Here is a 20,862-nt window from a genome sequence, read left to right on the forward strand (position 1 = left end):
AGTTGGTGGAGCCAGACGGGATCGAACCGACGACCTCATGCTTGCAAAGCACGCGCTCTCCCAACTGAGCTATGGCCCCGGATGATCACCACCGGCCTGCAGATCAATATGGTGGGTCTGGGTGGATTTGAACCACCGACCCCACGCTTATCAAGCGTGTGCTCTGACCAACTGAGCTACAGACCCGAGAGCAGGGTATCCATCAGCCGCGCAATGGGGCTGATCTCTTTTATTGGCAAGTGACTTGTGTGGATGCTCCCACAGATGCTTTGAAAGCATACTGTAAAGGAGGTGATCCAGCCGCAGGTTCCCCTACGGCTACCTTGTTACGACTTCACCCCAGTCATTGACCACACCGTGGTAGGCGCCCCCCTTGCGGTTAGACTACCTACTTCTGGTGCAACCAACTCCCATGGTGTGACGGGCGGTGTGTACAAGGCCCGGGAACGTATTCACCGCGACAAGTGCTGATCCGCGATTACTAGCGATTCCGACTTCATGGAGTCGAGTTGCAGACTCCAATCCGGACTACGATCGGCTTTCTGGGATTGGCTCCCCCTCGCGGGTTGGCGACCCTCTGTACCGACCATTGTAGTACGTGTGTAGCCCTGGTCATAAGGGCCATGATGACTTGACGTCATCCCCACCTTCCTCCGGTTTGTCACCGGCGGTCCCCTTAGAGTGCCCAACTGAATGATGGCAACTAAGGGCAAGGGTTGCGCTCGTTGCGGGACTTAACCCAACATCTCACGACACGAGCTGACGACAGCCATGCAGCACCTGTGTTCAAGTTCCCGAAGGCACATCCGCATCTCTGCAGACTTCTTGACATGTCAAGACCAGGTAAGGTTCTTCGCGTTGCATCGAATTAAACCACATACTCCACCGCTTGTGCGGGCCCCCGTCAATTCCTTTGAGTTTCAACCTTGCGGCCGTACTCCCCAGGCGGAGAACTTATCGCGTTAGCTACGACACCTACTCGCATAGCAAGCAGACGTCAAGTTCTCATCGTTTACAGCGTGGACTACCAGGGTATCTAATCCTGTTTGCTACCCACGCTTTCGTGCCTCAGTGTCAGATCAGGCCCAGGCAGTTGCCTTCGCCATCGGTGTTCCTCCGGATATCTACGCATTTCACCGCTACACCCGGAATTCCGCTGCCCTCTACCGATCTCTAGCCACCCAGTATCGAATGCAGTTCCCAGGTTAAGCCCAGGGCTTTCACATCCGACTTAAATAGCCACCTACGCACGCTTTACGCCCAGTAAATCCGATTAACGCTTGCACCCTCTGTATTACCGCGGCTGCTGGCACAGAGTTAGCCGGTGCTTATTCTGCTGGTACCGTCAAGACTTCCTGTATTAGAGAAAGTTTTTTCTTTCCAGCCTAAAGTGCTTTACAACCCGAAGGCCTTCTTCACACACGCGGCATTGCTGGATCAGGCTTTCGCCCATTGTCCAATATTCCCCACTGCTGCCTCCCGTAGGAGTCCGGACCGTGTCTCAGTTCCGGTGTGACTGATCATCCTCTCAGACCAGTTACGGATCGCGGCCTTGGTGAGCCATTACCTCACCAACAAGCTAATCCGACATAGGCTTCTCCAAAAGCGCAAGGCCTTGCGGTCCCCTGCTTTGCTCTCTCGAGATCATGCGGTATTAATCCGGGTTTCCCCGGGTTATCCCCCACTTAAGGGCAAATTCCTATGTATTCCTCACCCGTCCGCCACTAGAGTATTGCTACCCTCGTTCGACTTGCATGTGTTAGGCATGCCGCCAGCGTTCAATCTGAGCCAGGATCAAACTCTCCAATTGAATACAATGCTTCATTTGGATCTCACCCTCACGCCCCAAAAGGCGCTTCAGGTGATTTGGAGTCATCAAACTGAACTCATTCCAACCAGGCTCAATTGATACTCTCGTGTTGCTTGGCTTTCGCCGCAATCCACGGGAGCACCCACACAAATCACTTGCTTATTCTTTTAAAGATCAGGGCTTTAGCTTCGCTTCGAAACCGCGTTGCCGTCACCAGGGAGGCGCATTCTACGGAGATTCAGAAGGGCGTCAACAGGTCCCATCATCATTTGTCTTATAGCGTTGTTTTATAACGATCTTTAGTTTGAAATCAGCTGTTGATTGATGGCGCCAACGCGCTTTTGGTGATCATTTTATGACCGAAATTGTTCGTTCTGGCCATCGGCAGGCTCTTCTTTCGTTGCCAGAACGCTTCCATAGAGCCGAGGAACCAAGGTGTAACATCGCTGCAACCCCTGGCGCCCTAACGTGCGTCGCCAAGAACAACCTTTAGACGTGATGGAAGCGCCCGCCAAACTCGAGTTCCAGGCTACTGACCTGTTCATCAACCGCGAGCTTTCCCTGCTCGAGTTCAACCAGCGTGTTCTGGAGCAGGCCAAGGATGAGTCACAGCCGCTACTGGAACGGCTGAAGTTCCTCTGCATCTCCAGTTCGAACCTCGATGAGTTTTTTGAGATCCGGGTTGCCGGGTTGATGCAGATGGCGGAAGCCGGGGCAGCCCAACGGGGTCCTGACGCGATTTCACCGCAGGAGTCGCTCGCCGCGATCAGCACGCGCGCGCATTCGTTGGTGGAGGAGCAGTATCGCGTCTTCAATGAAGTACTGGTCCCAGCACTGGAGCGCGAGAAGATCCGGTTCCTGCGGCGCTCGGAGTGGACGCCGGAGCAGGAGTCCTGGCTGCGGCATTACTTCAGCACGGAGTTGCTGCCGGTGCTCTCGCCCATTGGGCTCGATCCGGCGCATCCGTTTCCCCGGATTCTGAACAAGTCGCTGAACTTCATCGTTACCCTTTCGGGCAAGGATGCGTTCGGGCGCAACATCGGCTTTGCGGTCGTGCAGGCGCCTCGGGCGCTGCCCCGCTTGATCCAGCTGCCACGCGATCTCCAGGGAAGCGGCCCTTACGACTTCGTCTTTCTGTCGTCCGTGATCCACGCATACGTCGACGATGCGTTTCCGGGGATGGATGCGACGGGCTGCTATCAGTTCCGAGTGACGCGCAACTCCGATCTGTTCGTCGATGAAGAAGAGGCCAAGGATCTGGCAGAAGCACTCGAAGATGAACTGAGCCAGCGCCAGTGGGGCGACACCGTGCGCCTGGAGGTGGCAGACAATTGCCCCGAGTCGCTGTGGAACTATTTGATGCAGGAGATGCAGCTGACGCCGGCCGACGTTTACCAGGTCAACGGCCCCGTCAACCTGATGCGGCTGATGGCGATCCCCGACTTGGTCGACCGCCCTGATTTGAAGTACGTGCCGTTCGTGCCGCGCGTACCCAAGGCGCTGGGAGGCGATATGTTCGCAGCGATTCGCGAGCAGGATCAGCTGCTGCACCATCCCTACGATTCATTCGTCCCGGTCCTCGAGTTCCTGCGCCAGGCCGCCCGCGATCCGAAGGTCCTGGCGATCAAGCAGACGCTGTATCGCACGGGCGCCAAGTCACCGGTCGTCGAGGCCCTAATGGAGGCAGCGCGCAACGGCAAGGAGGTCACCGTTGTCGTCGAGCTGCGTGCGCGATTCGACGAGGCCGACAACCTCGACTTGGCGCAGAAGCTCGAAGAGGTCGGCGCCCACATCGTCTATGGCGTGGTCGGCTACAAGACCCACGCGAAAATGTGCCTGGTCGTGCGCCGAGAAGAGTCCGCCGCTGCGACTGGCGGGGCTACTAGCGCATTGCGGTACTACGCGCACTTGGGAACCGGGAACTATCACCCACGGACCGCTCGCCAGTACACCGACTACGGGCTGTTCACGGCCGACCAGATGCTGTGCCGGGACGTGCACGCCGTGTTTCTGCAGCTGACCAGCTTGGGCAGGGTCAGCCGCCTGAACAATCTGTTGCAGTCGCCGTTCACGCTATTTACCGAGATGCAGGAACGCATCGACCGGGAAATCGCTCACGCCAAGGCTGGAAAGCCGGCGCGTCTGATCGCCAAGATGAACTCGCTGGTCGAAGCGGAGATGATCAAGAAGCTCTACGAGGCTTCACAGGCCGGCGTGCAGATCCAGCTCATCATCCGCGCCATGTGCTCGGTCCGACCCGGCGTCCCCGGTCTGTCTGACAACATTACGGTGCGGTCTATCGTGGGCCGCTTTCTCGAACATCATCGGGCGTTCTATTTCCACAACGACGGCGACGCCGAGCTGTATCTGTCCAGCGCCGACTGGATGGAGCGCAATTTGTACAAGCGCGTCGAGATCGCATTCCCGATCAAGGATGCGCGGCTGCGCAAGCGCATCATCGATCATCTCGAAGCGTACCTGGCTGATACGGCACAAAGCTGGTCGCTGCAATCCGATGGCCGATACATTCGCACGGCTCAGCCCGGCGAGCCGATGGGCAAGGCGGTTCAGTTGCAGTTTCTAGAAGACAACAACCCGGTTTGACACCACGTCGGCAGCTCGACCCCAAAGCAGAAGCCCCGCTTTCGCGGGGCTTCTGTTAACAGCTTGAGACTGCGACTCGCCTTTACAGCGAGTAGTACATCTCGAACTCGACCGGGTGGGTCGTCATGCGGAAGCGCGTAACTTCCTGCATCTTCAGCTCGATGTACGAGTCGATGACGTCGTCGGTGAACACGCCACCGGCCTTCAGGAAGTCACGGTTCTTGTCCAGCGACTCGAGCGCCATGTCCAGCGAGTGGCAGACGCGCGGGATCTTCGCGTCTTCTTCCGGCGGCAGATGGTAGAGATCCTTGTCGGCAGCGTCGCCGGGATGGATCTTGTTCTTGATGCCGTCCAGACCGGCCATCATCATCGCCGTGAAGGCCAGATACGGGTTGGCGGTCGAGTCCGGGAAGCGGACTTCGATGCGACGACCCTTCGGATTGGCCACGTACGGGATGCGGATCGACGCGGAACGGTTGCGGGCCGAGTAGGCCAGCATGACCGGCGCTTCGAAGCCCGGCACCAGGCGCTTGTAGCTGTTCGTGCCCGGATTCGTGAACGCGTTGAGCGTCTGCGCGTGCTTCAGGATGCCGCCGATGTAGTACAGCGCCGTTTCGGACAGACCGCCGTAGCCGTCACCGGAGAACAGGTTCTTGCCACCGAGGCTCAGAGACTGGTGGACGTGCATGCCGGAACCGTTGTCACCAACGATCGGCTTGGGCATGAAGGTCGCGGTCTTGCCGAAGCTGTGCGCGACGTTTTGCACGACGTACTTCAGACGCAGCACTTCGTCGGCCTTCTGCACCAGCGTGCCGAACTTGACGCCGATTTCGCACTGACCGGCCGTCGCCACTTCGTGGTGATGAACTTCCACTTCCATGCCGACCGATTCCAGCGTCTCGCACATCGCCGAGCGGATGTCGTGCAGGCTGTCGACCGGCGGAACCGGGAAGTAGCCGCCCTTGACCGCCGGACGATGGCCGGTGTTGCCGGACTCATAGACCTTGCCGGAGTTCCATGCCGCGTTCTCGGCGTCGATCTCGACGAAGCAGCCCTTGAGGCCGGAATCGAAACGGATCGAGTCGAAGATGAAGAATTCGTTTTCCGGGCCGAAGAAGGCGGTGTCGGCGATGCCGGTCGACTTCAGGTAGGCCTCGCCACGCTTGGCGATCGAGCGCGGGTCGCGCGAGTAACCCTGCATCGTGGCCGGCTCGATGACGTCGCAGGTGATGACCAGCGTGGCGTCTTCGAAGAACGGATCCATGTAGGCGGTCGACGGATCCGGCATCAGGATCATGTCGGACTCATTGATGCCCTTCCAGCCAGCGATCGACGAACCGTCGAACATCTTGCCGTCGGTGAACACGCTTTCGTCGACGGTCTTGGCCGGCACGGTCACGTGCTGCTCTTTACCCTTGGTGTCACAGAAGCGGAAGTCGACAAACTTCACGCTCTTTTCCGAAATAGTTTTAATGACGTCTTTACCCGAAGACATGGGTTTCTCCTACGAGTGTCGAGGGTGGATTCGAGGGGTGCCGCGGCGGAGCCCCCTGCCCCGATTCGGCGGGCAGAGCGCAGCATGATCTGTGCCAGGGGAAAACCCCCAGAACCCGCTTGGTACTGGTTATTGCAACTGCCTGACTTTGAATCAACCCGTCGTCCCTGACGGATCCAAAACTTCGTTGAAGACCGCTTCCACCGCCAGCCGATGGGCGCGCACCAGGCCATCGGGACCCGCAAGGGTCAAGCCCAGATCGCGCAGCAAGCCGTCGCCGACGCCATAAACCCAGCCGTGCACCGCTAGCGGCTGCTGCCGGGCCCATGCGTCTTGAACGACGTTGGATTTGCAGACGTTCACCACTTGTTCGAGGACGTTGAGCTCACAAAGACGATCGTTACGCTCGACGGCCGTGGGCAGCGCCTGCAACCGGTCGACGTAGCGATCTTGAACGTCGCGCAGGTGGTAGAGCCAATTGTCGGCCAGCCCGATCCGCGTACCGCTTTCGCAGGCCCGGACGCCGGCGCAACCATAGTGCCCGACCACGATGACGTGCTCGACCTTGAGCACGTCGACGGCAAACTGGATTACCGACTGCGCACTGAAGTCGCTATGAACGACCAGATTGGCGATGTTGCGGTGGACGAACACGTCGCCCGGCGGCAGACCCAGGATCTCATTGGCGGGGACGCGCGCGTCGGCGCAGCCGATCCACAGATATTTCGGAACATGCTGGGCGGCCAGCTTGCGGAAGTAATCGGGATCGCCGGCCAGACGCTCTTCGCGCCAGACCCGGTTGCTGTGGAAAAGATCGGAAAGATCGGTGCTCATCGGCCGAAACTATAACGCGTCGTCGCCGGCGAGGCTGGCGGACCGGCGCCGGCTATACTCCGCGGCCGTTCATCCGCGACTCGCGCCGGGCATTACGATGACCTTCCAAGACCTGATTCTGAAGCTGCAGGCTTTCTGGGCCGGCCATGGCTGCACGATCGTGCAGCCGATGGACATGGAGATGGGTGCCGGCACCTTTCATTGGTCGACGTTCCTGAGAGCGCTGGGACCCGAGCCGTGGAATACCGCCTATGTGCAGCCGAGTCGCCGGCCGACCGATGGTCGCTACGGCGAGAACCCGAACCGGCTGCAGCACTACTACCAGTTTCAGGTGTTGATGAAGCCCTCGCCGGCCAACATCCAGCAGCTCTACCTCGAGTCGCTGAAGATGCTGGGCTTCGACCCGCTGGTGCACGACATCCGCTTTGTCGAGGACAACTGGGAATCGCCGACCCTCGGCGCCTGGGGCCTGGGCTGGGAGGTGTGGCTCAACGGCATGGAAGTTACGCAGTTCACCTACTTCCAGCAGGTCGGCGGCATCGAATGCCGGCCTGTTGCGGGTGAAATCACGTACGGCCTCGAGCGCCTGGCGATGTACATCCAGGGCGTGGAGAGCGTCTACGACCTGGTCTGGTCGGACACCGGCGGACGGATCGTGACCTACGGCGACGTCTACCATCAGAACGAAGTCGAGCAAAGCACCTATAACTTCGAGCACGCCGACGCTGCGACGCTGTTCGAGCGCTTCAACAAGGCCGAGGCCGAATGCCAGAAACTGCTGGCGCTGGACACGCCGTTGCCGCTGCCGGCTTACGAGCGGACGATTCAGGCAAGCCACGCGTTCAACTTGCTCGATGCTCGCGGCGCGATCTCGGTGACCGAGCGCCAAGCCTACATCCTGAGAGTTCGCACGCTGGCCCGCGGCTGTGCCGAGGCCTACTTCGCGGCACGCGAAAAGCTCGGATTCCCGATGTTGCCGAAAGCATCGCAGGCGGCCTGACACCCCTCGCGCAATACCAATAAAAACAGGCCGCTGGCTTGCGCCAGCGGCCTGTGTCTGAATCTAACCCAACGCCGAATCGCGGCCGGATCAAGCCTTGAGCCGGGCTGACACCCGACGGGCGTAGTCGGGGTCCGCCTTGGCGAAGTGGGCGAGCTGGCGCTGGATGATGTCGTCGGCAACACCGGCCATCGCCGCTGCGATGTTGTCCGCCAAACGCTCCTTCTCCGCCTCGGGCAGCAGGCGGAACAGATCGCCGGCCTGGGTGTAGTCATCCTCATTCGCCCGGGCGTCATAGCGCGCCGCCAAGCCGACCGACAGCGGCGGTTCGCCGTGTCCCAATCCGTACGGAGCGGTTCCCTGCGCCACGACATTGGCGTAGTTCGTTGCCGGACCGAAGTTGGCGTGGCTCATCGCACCGTCGCGCTGGTGATGATGGACCGGACAGCGCGCCGCATTGACCGGCAGGTACTGATGGTTGGTGCCAACCCGGTACAACTGTGCGTCGTGATAAGCGAACAAGCGCCCCTGGAGCATCTTGTCGGGCGAATAGCCCATGCCGGGCACGATATTGGACGGTGAAAACGCGGCCTGCTCCACCTCGGCGTGATAGTTGTCGGGATTGCGATTGAGCTCGAGTACGCCGACCGGAATGCGCGGAAAGTCCTTGTGCGGCCAAACCTTGGTCAAATCAAACGGGTTCCAGCCCGTACGCCGACTCCAGGACTCGGCCTCGTCCTCGGTCATCACTTGGATCATCACGTTCCAGCGCGGGTAGTCGCCGCGGTTGATCGCGTCGAACAGGTCCCGCTGGCTGTAGTCGGGGTCGGCGCCCATCAAGCGCTCGGCCTCGTCCGCCATCAGATTCTTGATTCCCTGCTGGGTCTTCAGGTGCCACTTGACCCAGACGCGCTCACCGGCAGCATTGATCAGGCTGTAGGTGTGGCTGCCGAAGCCGTCCATGTGGCGGTAGCCGTCCGGCGTACCGCGGTCCGAAAACAGCATCGTGACCTGATGCAGGGATTCCGGCGCCCGGCTCCAGAAGTCCCACTTCATCGCGCCCGACTTGAGATTCGACTGCGGACAGCGCTTTTGCGTGTGGACGAAGTCGGGGAACTTGATGGGGTCCTTGATGAAGAACATCGGCGTGTTGTTGCCAACCAGATCCCAATTGCCTTCTTCTGTGTAGAACTTGATCGCAAATCCGCGTGGATCGCGCTCGGTATCGGCAGACCCTCGCTCGCCGCCGACCGTCGAGAAGCGCACGAAGGTATCGGTCTTTTTACCGACCGCCGAGAACAAGCCCGCCTTGGTGTAACGGCCGATGTCGTGGGTCACCGTGAAGGTTCCATAAGCGCCGGAGCCCTTGGCGTGGACGACGCGCTCCGGGATGCGCTCCCGGTTGAAGTGCTGGAGCTTTTCGATCAGATGGAAATCCTGCAGCAGCAGGGGGCCACGAGGGCCGGCGGAAATCGAGTTCTGGTTATCGGCGACCGGAATGCCGGATGCAGTGGTCAGGCGTGGGGATTCAGACATGGCTACTCCTTAAATTTGACGGCTTCGCAGGTCGCGCGTCCGTCTGCCTGGTTCGCGCTCGCTTGATGCTACGGCGCGGCATCGGGCCCGGATGACGACAAGCCCAGTGTGGTCGCCTCCAATCAATAGTTCCAATGAATCCTGACTTGCACTTCGATAGTTTTATCGATGATTCTCTGGCGGGCCGACCTGATAGTTGGCGGCACCCGCGCGCTTAACCGACAATTGCCGGCCCTGCAAACCTGATTGAGTGCTGCATGCCGCTAGACCTGCTGATCGAGATCGGCACCGAAGACCTGCCGGCCCGTTATCTGAGCCCCTTGGCGGGCGCGCTGACGCGCGGCATCGAAGGCGGCCTGCAGCGCCGCGGCGTTGCGCTTGGCGCGGTGCGCAGCTTTGCCACGCCACGTCGCTTGGCCGTGCTAATCACCGGCGTGGCGGAAACCCAGCCCGAACAGAAGCAGGAAAAGCTCGGGCCGGCCGTCGCGGCCGCCTTCAAGGATGGCCAGCCGACGCCGGCCGCTCTCGGCTTCGCCCGGTCCTGCGGCGTCGAATTCAGTGCCGTCGGCCAGAAGGACGGCAAACTGCACTTTGCGCGCAGCGTCCCCGGCGAACCCACTGCGCAATTGCTGCCGGCGATCTTCGAAGAAACGCTCAAGCAGATGGACGAGTTGGTGCCCAAGCGCATGCGCTGGGGCAGCGGCGAGGAAACCTTCGTGCGGCCGGTCGCTTGGCTGCTGTGCTTGCTGGGCGGCGAGATCGTGCCGCTGCGCCGGTTTGGGCTGGAAGCGGCTCGCGTGACGTACGGGCATCGCTTCCACGCTCCCGAGGCGATCGCGCTGTCGTCGCCGGCCGATTACGAAGACGCACTGCGCCAGGCCAAGGTGTGGGCCGATGTCGCAACGCGCCGCGATGAGATCGAGCACCAGATCAAAACCAAGGCGGCGTTGCTTGGCGGCCACGCGCGGATCACGCCCGATCTGCTCGACGAAGTCACCGCGCTGGTCGAGTGGCCCGTGGTCATCGCCGGCGAGATGGAAGCGCGTTTCATGCGGCTGCCACCCGAAGTCATCGTCGCGACGGTGGAAACCAACCAGCGCTACTTCACGCTGTTCAGCGACGAGCAGCACACCCGACTGCTGCCGTGCTTCATCACGATCTCCAATATTGAGTCGCGCGACGTTGCCCAGGTCATCTCGGGCAACGAGCGCGTCGTGCGCCCCCGCTTGAGTGATGCGCTGTTTTTCTGGGACCAGGATCTGAAACAACCGCTGGCCGCCTACGCCGACAAGCTGGCGCAAAGCACGTTCCAGAAGGACCTCGGCAGCATTGCCGACAAAGTGGAGCGCGTTCGCAAGCTGATCGCGCAGATCGTCGCAGCGCTGCCCAAGGCGACAACCGAACTCGCCGCGCTGGCGGACCGCGCCGCAGCATTGGCCAAATGCGATCTGGTGACCAAGGTCGTCTACGAGTTCCCCGAGTTGCAGGGTTTGATGGGCGGCTACTACGCCACGCACGGCGGCGAACCCGACGGTGTCGCGCTCGCGATCCGCGAGCACTATCTGCCGACGCAGCAAGGCACGCCGATCCCGTCATCTCCGGCGGGCCAGTTGGTGTCGCTGGCCGACAAGCTCGATTCCCTGGCCGGCATTTTCGCGATCGGCCAGAAGCCAACCGCCAGCAAGGATCCCTATGCGCTGCGGCGCGCAGCCGCCGGCGCGCTGCGAATCCTGATCGAAGGCGAGCTCGATGTGGACCTGCGCGCGCTGCTGCAGTCGGCACTTGAGCTGCAACCCGCCGGCAAGCGGGACGCCAGCGTTGCCGATGATCTGTGGAGCTTCTGTCTGGAGCGGCTGCGCAGCTACTGCCTTGACCGCGGCGCGACGGCCGAAGCCTTCGAGGCCGTGCGTGCCACTGGCGTTAGCGTCCCGTTGGATTTCGAACGCCGATTGCAGGCACTGCTGCGTTTCTTGCCGTCACCAGAGGCGGCCAGCTTGGCCGCGGCTGACAAGCGCGCACGCAATATCCTGCGTCAGGCCGGCATCGAGACGACGGCAGCGGTCCGGACCGATCGATTCGAGGTGGCCGCCGAACAAGCGCTGTACGCCGAGCTGCAGCGGGTCGCGGCTCAGGTTGCGCCGCTGCGCGCCGCCTGCGACTACACCGGCACTCTGGCCGCGTTGGCCGCGCTCAAACCCCCGGTCGATGCCTTCTTTGAAGCCGTAATGGTCATGGCCGACGACCCCGACGTGCGCGCCAACCGCCTTGCGCTGCTGGCTCAACTCGACGCGCTGTGTCGCGACGTCGCCGACCTGTCGTTGCTGCCCGGCTGACCCGACCATGCCCGGAAGCCCCGCCGCCAAGTTGATGATTCTCGACCGCGATGGCGTGATCAACGAGGAGTCCGACGCGTTCATCAAGTCGGTCGCCGAATGGCATCCGATCCCGGGCTGCATCGAGGCGATTGCCCGCTTGAGCCAGGCGGGCTGGCGCGTGTTCATCGCCAGCAACCAATCCGGCGTCGGCCGCGGCCTGCTCGACTTCGACGCGCTGTTTGCGATCCACGACCGGATTCAGCGTGCCTGCGCCGAGCTGGGCGGCCGCATCGACGGAATCGCGTTTGCGCCGGAGCACCCCGACCATGCGTCGGTGATGCGCAAGCCTGCGCCGGGCATGCTGCAAGACCTCGCAAGACGACTGCAGGTCCAGCTCGATGGTGTGCCGTTCGTGGGCGACAGTGCATCGGACATCGAAGCCGCCCGCGCCGCCGGCGCGACGCCCATTTTGGTGCGCACCGGCAAAGGTGCGCGCACCGAAATAGAGCATGGCGCCGTCGGCGTCGCGATTTATGACGACTTGGCGCAGTACGTCGCCACGCTGCTGGCAGCCTGATCGCTCAGCGGACGCCGCAAGCGGCGTAGTCCTCGCGGCGGCGCTCGATCTCGACGCCGACGTCTTCGACCGGAATCGCGCCCGGCTTGTGGATCGCCATCCGCAGCGTCATCAGCAGCGGAAAATCCTTGAACAGCGCGCGGGCGATTTTCTCGGCCAGCGCCTCCAGCAGCGCCGGGTGGTACTCGGTGGCGATCTTGGTGATCGTCTCCATGATGGCGGCGTAGTCGATCGCATCACGCACGTGATCGCTGGCGGCGGCGTCGGTGAAATCAGCGCCCAGATCCAGGTCGAAGCTCAACGGACGGTTCGCGTGGCGCTCCCAGTCATAGACGCCGATGATCGTTTCGACCTTGAGTCCACGGATGAAAATCTTGTCCATTGTGTTTCAGCTCGGTTGTGGTTCTTGATGCGGACCCAGCACTACGCCGCACGGGTACCGGGTGGTTGCAAGCTTTCCAGCGGCCAGCGGGCCGTGGTGAACAAGCGACCGTCGGCCGGGCGGGCGTCGGCGAGCCGCGCCCAGCCGGCGTAAGCGATCATCGCGGCGTTGTCGGTGCAGAACTCAGGTCGCGGAAAGTACAGCCCCACGCCACGCCGCGTCGCCAGATCGGCCAGCCGCGCGCGGAGCCGGCGATTGGCGCCGACGCCGCCGGCGACGACCAGACCACGGTAACCCGTGGCCTCCAACGCCCGGTCGCACTTGATCGCCAGTGTTTCGGTGACGGCATCCTCGAAGCTGCGGGCAATGTCGGCGCGCTGCTGATCGTCGGCGTCGACTGGAAGCGCTGTGGCGACCGCTGTCTTCAAGCCGCTGAAGCTAAAGTCCAAGCCCGGTCGATCGGTCATCGGCCGCGGGAATCGATAGCGCCCGGGCTGACCTGCTTCCGCCAGGCGCGCCAGATGGGGCCCTCCCGGATACGGCAGGCCCAGCAGCTTGGCGGTCTTGTCGAAGGCCTCGCCGACGGCGTCGTCCAGACTTTCGCCCAGCACGCGGTACCGCCCGATGCCTTCGACCGATACCAGCAGCGTGTGGCCGCCGGAAACCAGCAGCGCCAGAAACGGGAATACGGGACGCTCGGGTTCGAGCATCGGCGCCAGCAGATGCCCTTCCATATGATGGACGGCGACCAGCGGCAGCCCCTGCGCCAGCGCCAGGCCGGCCGCGACCGAGGCACCGACCATCAGCGCGCCGATCAGCCCCGGCCCGGCGGTATAGGCCACGCCGCTCAAGTCGGCCGCGCCCAGGCCCGCTTGCTCCAGCGCGATCCGGATCAAGCCGTTGACGCGGCGGACGTGGTCGCGAGACGCAAGTTCTGGGACCACGCCGCCGTACTGGGCGTGCAGCCGGATCTGCGAATGCAGCGTGTGGGACAGCAGGCCGCGCTCACCGTCATAGATGGCGACCGCAGTTTCATCGCAGGAGGTTTCGAGGGCGAGGACCGGCATAAGACCGCTATTGTGCGGCATCGCAAGACGTCGGGCAGAACGCAGGCTTTGCATTGAGCGCTCTGCGCGCATAAAATCGCCGCCCCTTTGGGCCTAGCCCTGCGTAAAGAGCGAGCTTCACCTTATGCCGACTGTCCGCGTCCGCGAAAACGAACCCTTCGAAGTTGCCCTGCGCCGCTTCAAGCGCACCTGCGAAAAAGCCGGTGTGCTGACCGATGTGCGCAAGCACGAGTTCTTCGAGAAGCCGAGCCAGGAACGCAAGCGCAAGCGCGCTGCCGCGGTCAAGCGCCAGCTGAAGAAGGTTTCGCGCGACGTCACCCGCCGTCAGCGTCTGTACTAGCCGACTGGCGCGGCCACCGGCAACGGTGACTGCGCAAATGACGATGTCCGATCTCCAGAAGCGCGTCCTCGACGACGTGAAAGCGGCCATGCGCGCCGGCGACAAAGATCGCCTAACCGTGCTGCGCATGCTGTCGGCCGAGCTCAAGCAGCGCGAAGTCGTCGAGAGCACGACGATTACCGACGCTGTCGTGACGGCGGCCGTCGAAAAGATGGTCAAGCAGCGTCGCGACTCGGAAAGCCAATTCCGCAGCGGCAACCGACCAGATTTGGCGGACAAGGAAGCGGCCGAAATCCAGATGTTGCTCGGCTACCTGCCGCAGCAGCTGACCGAGGCGGAAATCAGCGCCCTGCTCGATCAAGCCGTTGCCGAAACCGGCGCCACGTCCGGCAAGGACATGGGCAAGGTCATGGCGTGGATCAAGCCGCGTGTTGCGGGGCGCACCGACATGGGCAAGCTGTCGGGCCTGATCAAGGCCAAACTCGGTTGATCCGCCGGCGGCGCCATCGCGCCGCCGTTCTTGCAGCCGCAATACCCGGGGGTAGACTCACGTCGTGAGCGGCCGCATCCCCCAATCCTTCATTCATGACCTCCTCGCGCGGACCGATATCGTCGAGGTGATCAGCGCGCGCATTGAACTCAAGCGGGCCGGTCGCGAGTACAAGGCGCTCTCGCCGTTTTCGAACGAAAAATCGGCATCGTTCTTCGTCTCGCCGACCAAGCAGTTCTTTCATTGCTTTTCGTCAGGCAAGCACGGTAACGCGGTGGGCTTCCTGATGGAGTACGACCGCCTGACCTTCGTCGAGGCGGTTGAAGAACTGGCCAAGCGCGCCGGCCTGGAAGTACCCCGCGAAGGCGGGGGCCACCATGAGCGCCTCGTGCTCGACGGCCCGCTCGATGCGCTGGCTGCCGCCGAGCGCTTCTTCCGCGAGCAACTGCGCAAGCATCCCGCCGCGATCGAATACCTGAAGAAGCGCGGCGTCGGCGGCGACACCGCCAAGTCCTTCGGGATCGGCTTTGCGCCCGACAGCTGGGATTCGCTGACACGATTCTTCGACAACCCACAGCACGCCATCGAAGCCGGGCTGCTGATCCCGAAAGACGGCGGCAAGGCCTACGATCGCTTCCGTAACCGGGTGATGTTTCCGATCCGCGACACGCGCGGCCGAGTGATCGGCTTTGGCGGCCGCACACTCGGCGACGATCCGGCCAAGTATCTGAATTCGCCGGAAACCGTGCTGTTTCACAAGGGCCGCAACCTATTCGGCCTGTATGAGGCGAAGCAGTCGATCAAGTCGGAACTGCCGTTCCTGCTGGTGGTCGAGGGCTACATGGACGTGGTCATGCTGGCCCAGCATGGCATCCACAACGGCGTGGCCACGCTCGGCACGGCGACCACGCGCGAACATCTGGCGCTGATCTACAAAAGCACGCGCAAGGTCGTGTTCTGTTTTGACGGCGATCGGGCCGGCCGCGCCGCCGCCTGGCGTGCGCTGGAACAAGCCCTGCCCGAGGTTCACGGCGACCGCGAGTGTCTGTTCATGTTTCTACCCGACGGCCATGATCCGGACACGCTGGTGCAGGAGATCGGGCAAGCCGCTTTCCGCGAGCAGATCGCCAGCGCGATGACGCTGAGCGCGTTTCTGCTGGGCGAGCTATCCAAGCAGGTCAACCTGGCCACGCTCGACGGCCGCGCCAAGCTGGCCTCGCTGGCGCGGCCGCATCTCGAAAAGCTGCGACCCGGCCCGCTGCAGACGCTGATGATCGACGAACTGGCCCGGATGACGCGGCTGAGGCGCGAAGACCTGACCCCGCAAACATCGGCGCCGTCACCGGACGACGAAGGACCCCGCCGCGAATCGCGTCCGTCGGCTGGCGCAGTGGAGTCCGGTGCAACCCGCCCGGTCCGCCGTGCGCTGCAACTGCTGCTGGAACGCCCCGACCTCGCCGACCGAGTCGCCAACACCGAGCAGTTGCTGTCGGCCGACGTACACGGCGTTCCCGCGCTGGTCGAGGCGATTGAATTCTTTCAGGAAAACCCAGGTGCCAATGCCGGCCAACTGCTCGAGTACTGGCGCGGCACGGCCAAAGCGACCGGACTGGAGCGGCTGATGCGTCAGGAGCTGGGCATCGCCGAAGAGGGCATCGAGCAGGAGTTCGCCGACGCCATCCGTCTGCTGCAACACAAGGCGCTCGACAGCCGACGCCGGCAACTGCTGGCCGAGTCGCAAACGCGGGCGCTGCAAGCCGGCGAACTGGCGGAACTCAATGCGCTGACGCTTCAACTTTCGGGGCGCCACGTGGTCCAAACGGGACCTGCCAGGTGACGTGGTGCTGGTCTAAAGGCGGCCGGTTTCGGTAGAATGCGCAGTTCTTCGCTTTCAAACTGGGGCAAGTCATCGCTCCCGCAGACGAGTCAAGCATGACCAATAGTGCAGAGAAGCAATCCCAGATCAAGGTTCTGATCGCCCTGGGCAAGGAAAAGGGCTTTCTGACCTACGCTGAAGTGTCAGACCATCTCCCGGAAGTGGTTGATTCCGAACAGATCGACGACGTCATCAGCATGATCCAGACGATGGGCATCCAGGTGCACGATGAAGCACCGGATGAGGAGAGCCAGCTGTTCTCCGAGCCCGCCGTCGTCGCCTCGGCTGAAGAAGAAGAAGACGCCGCCGAAGAAGCGGCCGCCGCGCTCGCGGCCAGCGATGACCAGTTCGGCCGCACGACCGACCCGGTCCGCATGTACATGCGCGAAATGGGCAGCGTCGAACTGCTCGACCGCGAAGGCGAGATTCGCATCGCCAAGCGCATCGAAGAAGGCTTGAACGAAGCGCTGTATGCGATGGCGATCTACCCGGAAACGGTCAAGATCCTGCTCGACGCCTACGACTCCGTCGGTGAAGGCAAGCGCCGCCTCGCCGAAGTCATCACGGGCTTCTTCGATCCAAACGCCGAGCCGGTCAGCGAAGTCCCGCCGGTGGTCGAACTCGCCGAAGAAGAAGACGACGAGGAAGAAGAAGCAGCGGGCGACGAAGAAGAGGAAGCGGTCGATACCGGCCCTGATCCCGAAGAAGCGCGCCTCAAGTTCGAAGAGATGCGCTCGCTGTACGACCAGGCTTGGGCAGCACTGCAGAAGACCGGGTCCGACGACAAGAAGACCCTCGGCAAGCGCGAAGCGGTTGCCGACCTGATCATGACGCTGAAGCTGTCGCCGAAGATCGTCGACGAGATCAACCGCAATCTGCGCGGCAAGATCGAACACATTCGCGAAATCGAGCGCAGCGTGATGCGCATTTGCGTGCTCGACGCCGGCATGGCGCGCGACGAATTCCTGGCCAAGTACAAGGGCACCCGCCCTGATGACGTGGAGTGGCTCGACAAGTCGATTCGCGCCAAGCGCAAGTATTCGGCGACGCTGGCAACGCGTCGCGACGAGATCGTCGAACTGCTGACGCAGCTGTCGAAGATCGAGAAGGATTATCTGATCGCGATCGACGAGATCAAGGACATCAACCGGCGGATGAACGTCGGCGAAGCCAAGGCCCGTCGCGCGAAGAAGGAAATGGTCGAGGCCAACCTGCGTCTGGTTATCTCGATCGCCAAGAAGTACACCAACCGCGGCCTGCAGTTCCTCGACCTGATCCAGGAAGGCAACATCGGCCTGATGAAGGCCGTCGACAAGTTCGAATATCGCCGCGGCTACAAGTTCTCGACCTACGCGACCTGGTGGATCCGCCAGGCGATCACGCGTTCGATCGCCGACCAAGCGCGCACCATTCGTATTCCGGTGCACATGATCGAGACGATCAACAAGCTCAACCGCATCAGCCGGCAGATGCTGCAGGAAATGGGTCGCGAGCCCACGCCCGAAGAGCTGGCGGTCAAGATGGAGATGCCGGAAGACAAGATCCGCAAGGTCCTGAAGATCGCCAAAGAGCCGATCTCGATGGAAACGCCGATCGGTGACGACGAGGATTCGCACCTCGGCGATTTCATCGAAGACACCGCTGCGGTGTCGCCGCTGGAATCGGCCACGTCGTCGTCGCTGGCCGAAGCGACTCACCAGATTCTGGCGAGCCTGACGCCGCGCGAAGCCAAGGTGCTGCGCATGCGCTTCGGCATCGACATGAACACCGACCACACGCTCGAGGAAGTCGGCAAGCAGTTCGACGTGACCCGCGAGCGCATTCGTCAGATAGAGGCCAAGGCGCTGCGCAAGCTGCGTCATCCGAGCCGCGCCAACTACCTGCGCAGCTTCCTCGACGAGTAAGTGATCCGCTGCACGCTGCAATAAAAAAGGCCCCGCATGCGGGGCCTTTTTTATTGCCGGGCCATCGACTCAGAAGCTGATGCGTGCACCCACGCGCGCCTCGCCCAGGCGCACGTCGACATCGCTGTCGTTGTTCGCCGTCAGGCTGGTGTAGCGATAGTCGGCAAACAGACCAACGTGCTTGCTCAGGTTGACGGCAAAGCCGGCCAACGCCTCAAGTCCATCGGCATTACCGACATCGAGATAGCCAACCTCGGCATTGAGCGTCAGATAGTCGTTGAGCACTTTGCCCTTGGCACCAAGGTGGGCACCCCAGCCTTCGCTCTTGTCGGTATCCGACTCACTAGCGGTGGTGCCATTGTCGACGCGTGTCTTGGACTCGATGCCGACGTACTCGCCGAGCACGTAGAACGGCGTCGTCGGCACATTGAAGCCCAGGCCCGCGCGGTACTGCTCGACGCGTTGATCGACATTAAGGAGGGGACCAGGGCCACCGGGAATGATCGGCGTGCCGTTGATCGTGATGTCGTCGTACTCGTTCTTCTCGTATTCACCACTGACGAAGATCGAATCGGTGATGCCGAACTTTCCCTTGGCACCGTAGCCGTCGCCTTCATCGAAATCCAGTTCGTTGCCGCCGGAATCCTTCAGCTTGATTTGCGCATAAGGCGTGTAATACAGATCGAGATCGGCAGCGGCTTGCGCGGCGGTCAGCGGAGCGGCGCAGAGCGCAGCGCACAGCAGTGTCTTACGAAGCTGCTTGACGGTTTGCATCGTGTTGTCTCCTTGGGGTTCGGATCTGCTCACCGGCCTTATCAAGTGCCAGCGTTCGGCGCGAAGGATGGGTTCGGCGCGCTGAACTGATGCTGTACGCACAACAAAAAAGCCCCGGAAAATCCGGGGCTTTTTTGTTGCCGACAAGAAGCCGGCGCGTACAGCGGTACGGCTTAGAACAGCACGCGCACACCGATGCGCAGATCGCTGAGCTGATAGTCGATGTCGCCATCGAGATCGGTGTTGCGATAGTCGATGAAGGCGCCGATGTTCGGCGTCAGATCGACCGATGCGCCGACCAGCAGTTCCAGACCGTCGTAGCTGCTTTCATCGTCGAGCGACAGATAACCGACCTGGCCGAACAGATTGACGCCACGCGACACCGGGAACGTGAGGCGAGCGTGCGCGCCAAAACCATCGGCGTCGAAGTCGACATCATCGATCGTCCAATTGACGTATTCGCCGTACAGCGCGAGCGAACCGGTGGCCAGCGGAATCTGCCAGCCGGCGCCGAGGCGCAGCTGATCGAGATCGACATCGAAGTCATCAAACGACGTCGTCTGATACTCGCCGTTCAAGAAAAAATTGTTCGGACGACCCAGCGGCACAAATCCCTTGATGCCGAAGCCGTCGCCGTCGTCGTCGTCGCTGAATCCGCCACCGAGATCGACATCAAGCGTGCTGCTCGGAATGTAGTACGCATCGACGTGCGCGCCTTCGTTGGCGAAGGCGGCCGTTGGCATGACCAGCGCAGCCAACAGCAACAGCTTGTTCGTTACTTTCATCCTGAACTCTCCTGATTTAGTTATGGGTCCGCCGATAAACGTCAGCCGAAACCCGCGCGAAGTTTGACCTTGCTTCCTTTCATGACGCTTACAGCGCGCGCATCATAGCCCGACCCAAGGTTGCGAGGTCGAGCATGCGGTTGGCGGTACTCACGGATGCAAGCTGCGATCTGCCGGAGTCCAGCTATCAGCAGTACGGCATCAAGCTGTTGCCGAACGCATTGCGTATCGGACGACAGTGGGTCCTCGACGAACGTGACACTCACATCAGTGATCACGTTTACCGCGTCCATCTGCAGCACGACGCCGGCAATACGGAGTGGCAGGTTGCCAGTGCGGGCGCCATTCACCAGCGTATCGTCGAGCGACTGATGCCACGCTACGAGTACGTTCTGTTCATCACGTCCGACAGTCGTCAATCGTCGCTGCATCGCCACGCAACGCAAGCTGCTTTCGGTCTTCTCGACCACGACACGAAGCTGTCGTTGGACCCGCAAGCGAGCGCTCGCTTCGGCATCAGGATTGTTGACTCGCGCCATGTCGGCGCCGGACTCGGCAGGCTGGTGCTCGAAGCCTGCGAACAGTTGACCCGCGGTGCGAGCCCGGCCGATGTCGCAGCGGCAATCGAGCAGTGCCGTCATCGATTGCATTGCCGCTGCGTGCCGGGGCCATCGCAGCGGCCTGCCGCCAGCCCGAACCGATGGTGGGCGCGGTTGCAGCAACGCCTGGGGCGGGTGCCGCTGTTGCAGCGCGACCGACACGGCGCCTACCGGGCGCTGCGCCACCACGCCAGTCGGGCACGGGCCATCGACGCACTTTTGGTGGGCATGGCGGCCACGATCGCGCGCGGCGCGGTGATCGGGCCGATCGTGGTGGCCCACGGCGGCGATCTGGACGCCTTGCTGGCACGCCCTGCCTACCATCGTTTGGAGGCAGCAGCCGCACAGGCGGGCCTGGCGCTGCTATCGACTCGGATCAGCGTAAGCCGGACGCTCGAACTCGGCGTCGGCGCAACGGAGTTGGCCTATCTAGGTCACGACGACGTGTGATTTTTGTTTAGAAAATATTTATTT

Annotated in this window: 16 protein-coding genes, 2 tRNA genes, 1 rRNA gene and 1 pseudogene; 10 read left to right on the forward strand and 10 right to left on the reverse strand. The window is 62.0% G+C overall.

The features are described from left to right. Positions 1-3: 3 nt before the first annotated feature. The 3 genes from BUB09_RS03260 to BUB09_RS03270 all read right to left on the reverse strand — a co-directional run bounded on the left by BUB09_RS03260 (position 4) and on the right by BUB09_RS03270 (position 1,810). Positions 4-79 (reverse strand) — tRNA-Ala (locus BUB09_RS03260). Positions 80-109: 30 nt separating this feature from the next. Beyond that, positions 110-186, reverse strand: a tRNA-Ile gene (locus BUB09_RS03265). A 98-nt stretch (positions 187-284) separates the two neighbouring features. Then, positions 285-1,810 (reverse strand): 16S ribosomal RNA (locus BUB09_RS03270). 498 nt (positions 1,811-2,308) lie between these two features. Here BUB09_RS03270 and ppk1 point away from each other — a divergent pair. After that, the gene (gene ppk1, locus BUB09_RS03275) at positions 2,309-4,414 is read left to right on the forward strand and encodes a polyphosphate kinase 1 (RefSeq protein WP_072894202.1); all 2,106 of its coding nucleotides are present in this window, start codon (positions 2,309-2,311) and stop codon (positions 4,412-4,414) included. 82 nt (positions 4,415-4,496) lie between these two features. Here the strand turns inward: ppk1 and glnA are convergent, their stop codons facing one another. Next, a complete protein-coding gene (gene glnA, locus BUB09_RS03280) occupies positions 4,497-5,909 on the reverse strand; it encodes a glutamate--ammonia ligase (protein WP_072894204.1) in 1,413 nt (470 codons plus the stop codon). Between the two features lie 153 nt (positions 5,910-6,062). Continuing rightward, complete coding sequence (locus BUB09_RS03285) at positions 6,063-6,743, reverse strand: carbonic anhydrase (protein WP_072894207.1); 681 nt, start codon at positions 6,741-6,743, stop codon at positions 6,063-6,065. 97 nt (positions 6,744-6,840) lie between these two features. On the opposite strand from BUB09_RS03285, the gene glyQ reads away from it, so the two are divergent. After that, positions 6,841-7,743 carry a glycine--tRNA ligase subunit alpha gene (glyQ, locus tag BUB09_RS03290; RefSeq protein ID WP_072894208.1) on the forward strand — a complete coding sequence of 301 codons (903 nt, stop codon included), beginning with the start codon at positions 6,841-6,843 and terminating at the stop codon, positions 7,741-7,743. A gap of 90 nt (positions 7,744-7,833) precedes the next feature. On the opposite strand, the gene BUB09_RS03295 is transcribed toward glyQ, so the two are convergent. Then, positions 7,834-9,279, reverse strand: a complete 1,446-nt coding sequence (locus BUB09_RS03295; RefSeq protein ID WP_072894211.1) for a catalase — start codon at positions 9,277-9,279, stop codon at positions 7,834-7,836. A 257-nt stretch (positions 9,280-9,536) separates the two neighbouring features. Here BUB09_RS03295 and glyS point away from each other — a divergent pair, with 257 nt between their 5' ends. Both glyS and gmhB read left to right on the forward strand, forming a co-directional pair. Beyond that, positions 9,537-11,612, forward strand: coding sequence for a glycine--tRNA ligase subunit beta (gene glyS / locus BUB09_RS03300; RefSeq protein ID WP_072894212.1), 2,076 nt, complete (start codon positions 9,537-9,539; stop codon positions 11,610-11,612). 7 nt (positions 11,613-11,619) lie between these two features. After that, positions 11,620-12,171, forward strand: coding sequence for a D-glycero-beta-D-manno-heptose 1,7-bisphosphate 7-phosphatase (gene gmhB / locus BUB09_RS03305; RefSeq protein WP_072894214.1), 552 nt, complete (start codon positions 11,620-11,622; stop codon positions 12,169-12,171). 4 nt (positions 12,172-12,175) lie between these two features. Here the strand turns inward: gmhB and folB are convergent, their stop codons facing one another. Further along, on the reverse strand, positions 12,176-12,553 hold the full coding sequence (gene folB, locus BUB09_RS03310; protein WP_072894216.1) for a dihydroneopterin aldolase: 378 nt from the start codon (positions 12,551-12,553) through the stop codon (positions 12,176-12,178). A gap of 41 nt (positions 12,554-12,594) precedes the next feature. Beyond that, positions 12,595-13,620, reverse strand: a complete 1,026-nt coding sequence (gene tsaD, locus BUB09_RS03315) for a tRNA (adenosine(37)-N6)-threonylcarbamoyltransferase complex transferase subunit TsaD (protein ID WP_072894219.1) — start codon at positions 13,618-13,620, stop codon at positions 12,595-12,597. Positions 13,621-13,744: 124 nt separating this feature from the next. Between tsaD and rpsU the strand changes: the two genes are divergently transcribed. The 4 genes from rpsU to rpoD all read left to right on the forward strand — a co-directional run bounded on the left by rpsU (position 13,745) and on the right by rpoD (position 18,230). Then, positions 13,745-13,960, forward strand: a complete 216-nt coding sequence (rpsU, locus tag BUB09_RS03320) for a 30S ribosomal protein S21 (RefSeq protein WP_007184921.1) — start codon at positions 13,745-13,747, stop codon at positions 13,958-13,960. Positions 13,961-14,003: 43 nt separating this feature from the next. Continuing rightward, complete coding sequence (locus tag BUB09_RS03325) at positions 14,004-14,450, forward strand: GatB/YqeY domain-containing protein (protein WP_072895376.1); 447 nt, start codon at positions 14,004-14,006, stop codon at positions 14,448-14,450. 64 nt (positions 14,451-14,514) lie between these two features. Next, positions 14,515-16,287: a DNA primase gene (gene dnaG / locus BUB09_RS03330; protein WP_072894222.1), complete on the forward strand. Its 1,773-nt coding sequence runs from the start codon at positions 14,515-14,517 to the stop codon at positions 16,285-16,287. Between the two features lie 95 nt (positions 16,288-16,382). After that, complete coding sequence (gene rpoD, locus BUB09_RS03335; RefSeq protein ID WP_072894225.1) at positions 16,383-18,230, forward strand: RNA polymerase sigma factor RpoD; 1,848 nt, start codon at positions 16,383-16,385, stop codon at positions 18,228-18,230. Between the two features lie 69 nt (positions 18,231-18,299). Here the strand turns inward: rpoD and BUB09_RS03340 are convergent, their stop codons facing one another. Both BUB09_RS03340 and BUB09_RS03345 read right to left on the reverse strand, forming a co-directional pair. Further along, entirely contained in the window at positions 18,300-19,004 is a 705-nt protein-coding gene (locus tag BUB09_RS03340) for an outer membrane beta-barrel protein (RefSeq protein WP_072894228.1), read from the reverse strand. Positions 19,005-19,177: 173 nt separating this feature from the next. Then, positions 19,178-19,789, reverse strand: coding sequence for an outer membrane protein (locus BUB09_RS03345; RefSeq protein WP_072894230.1), 612 nt, complete (start codon positions 19,787-19,789; stop codon positions 19,178-19,180). Between the two features lie 134 nt (positions 19,790-19,923). Here BUB09_RS03345 and BUB09_RS17615 point away from each other — a divergent pair. Further along, positions 19,924-20,385 (forward strand): annotated as a pseudogene (locus tag BUB09_RS17615) (DegV family protein); the annotation flags it as partial. A gap of 117 nt (positions 20,386-20,502) precedes the next feature. Then, positions 20,503-20,838, forward strand: a complete 336-nt coding sequence (locus BUB09_RS17445; RefSeq protein ID WP_245793102.1) for a hypothetical protein — start codon at positions 20,503-20,505, stop codon at positions 20,836-20,838. Positions 20,839-20,862 lie beyond the last annotated feature (24 nt).

It is taken from the genome of Hydrocarboniphaga daqingensis (assembly GCF_900129825.1).
GTDB classification, from domain to species: domain Bacteria; phylum Pseudomonadota; class Gammaproteobacteria; order Nevskiales; family Nevskiaceae; genus Hydrocarboniphaga; species Hydrocarboniphaga daqingensis.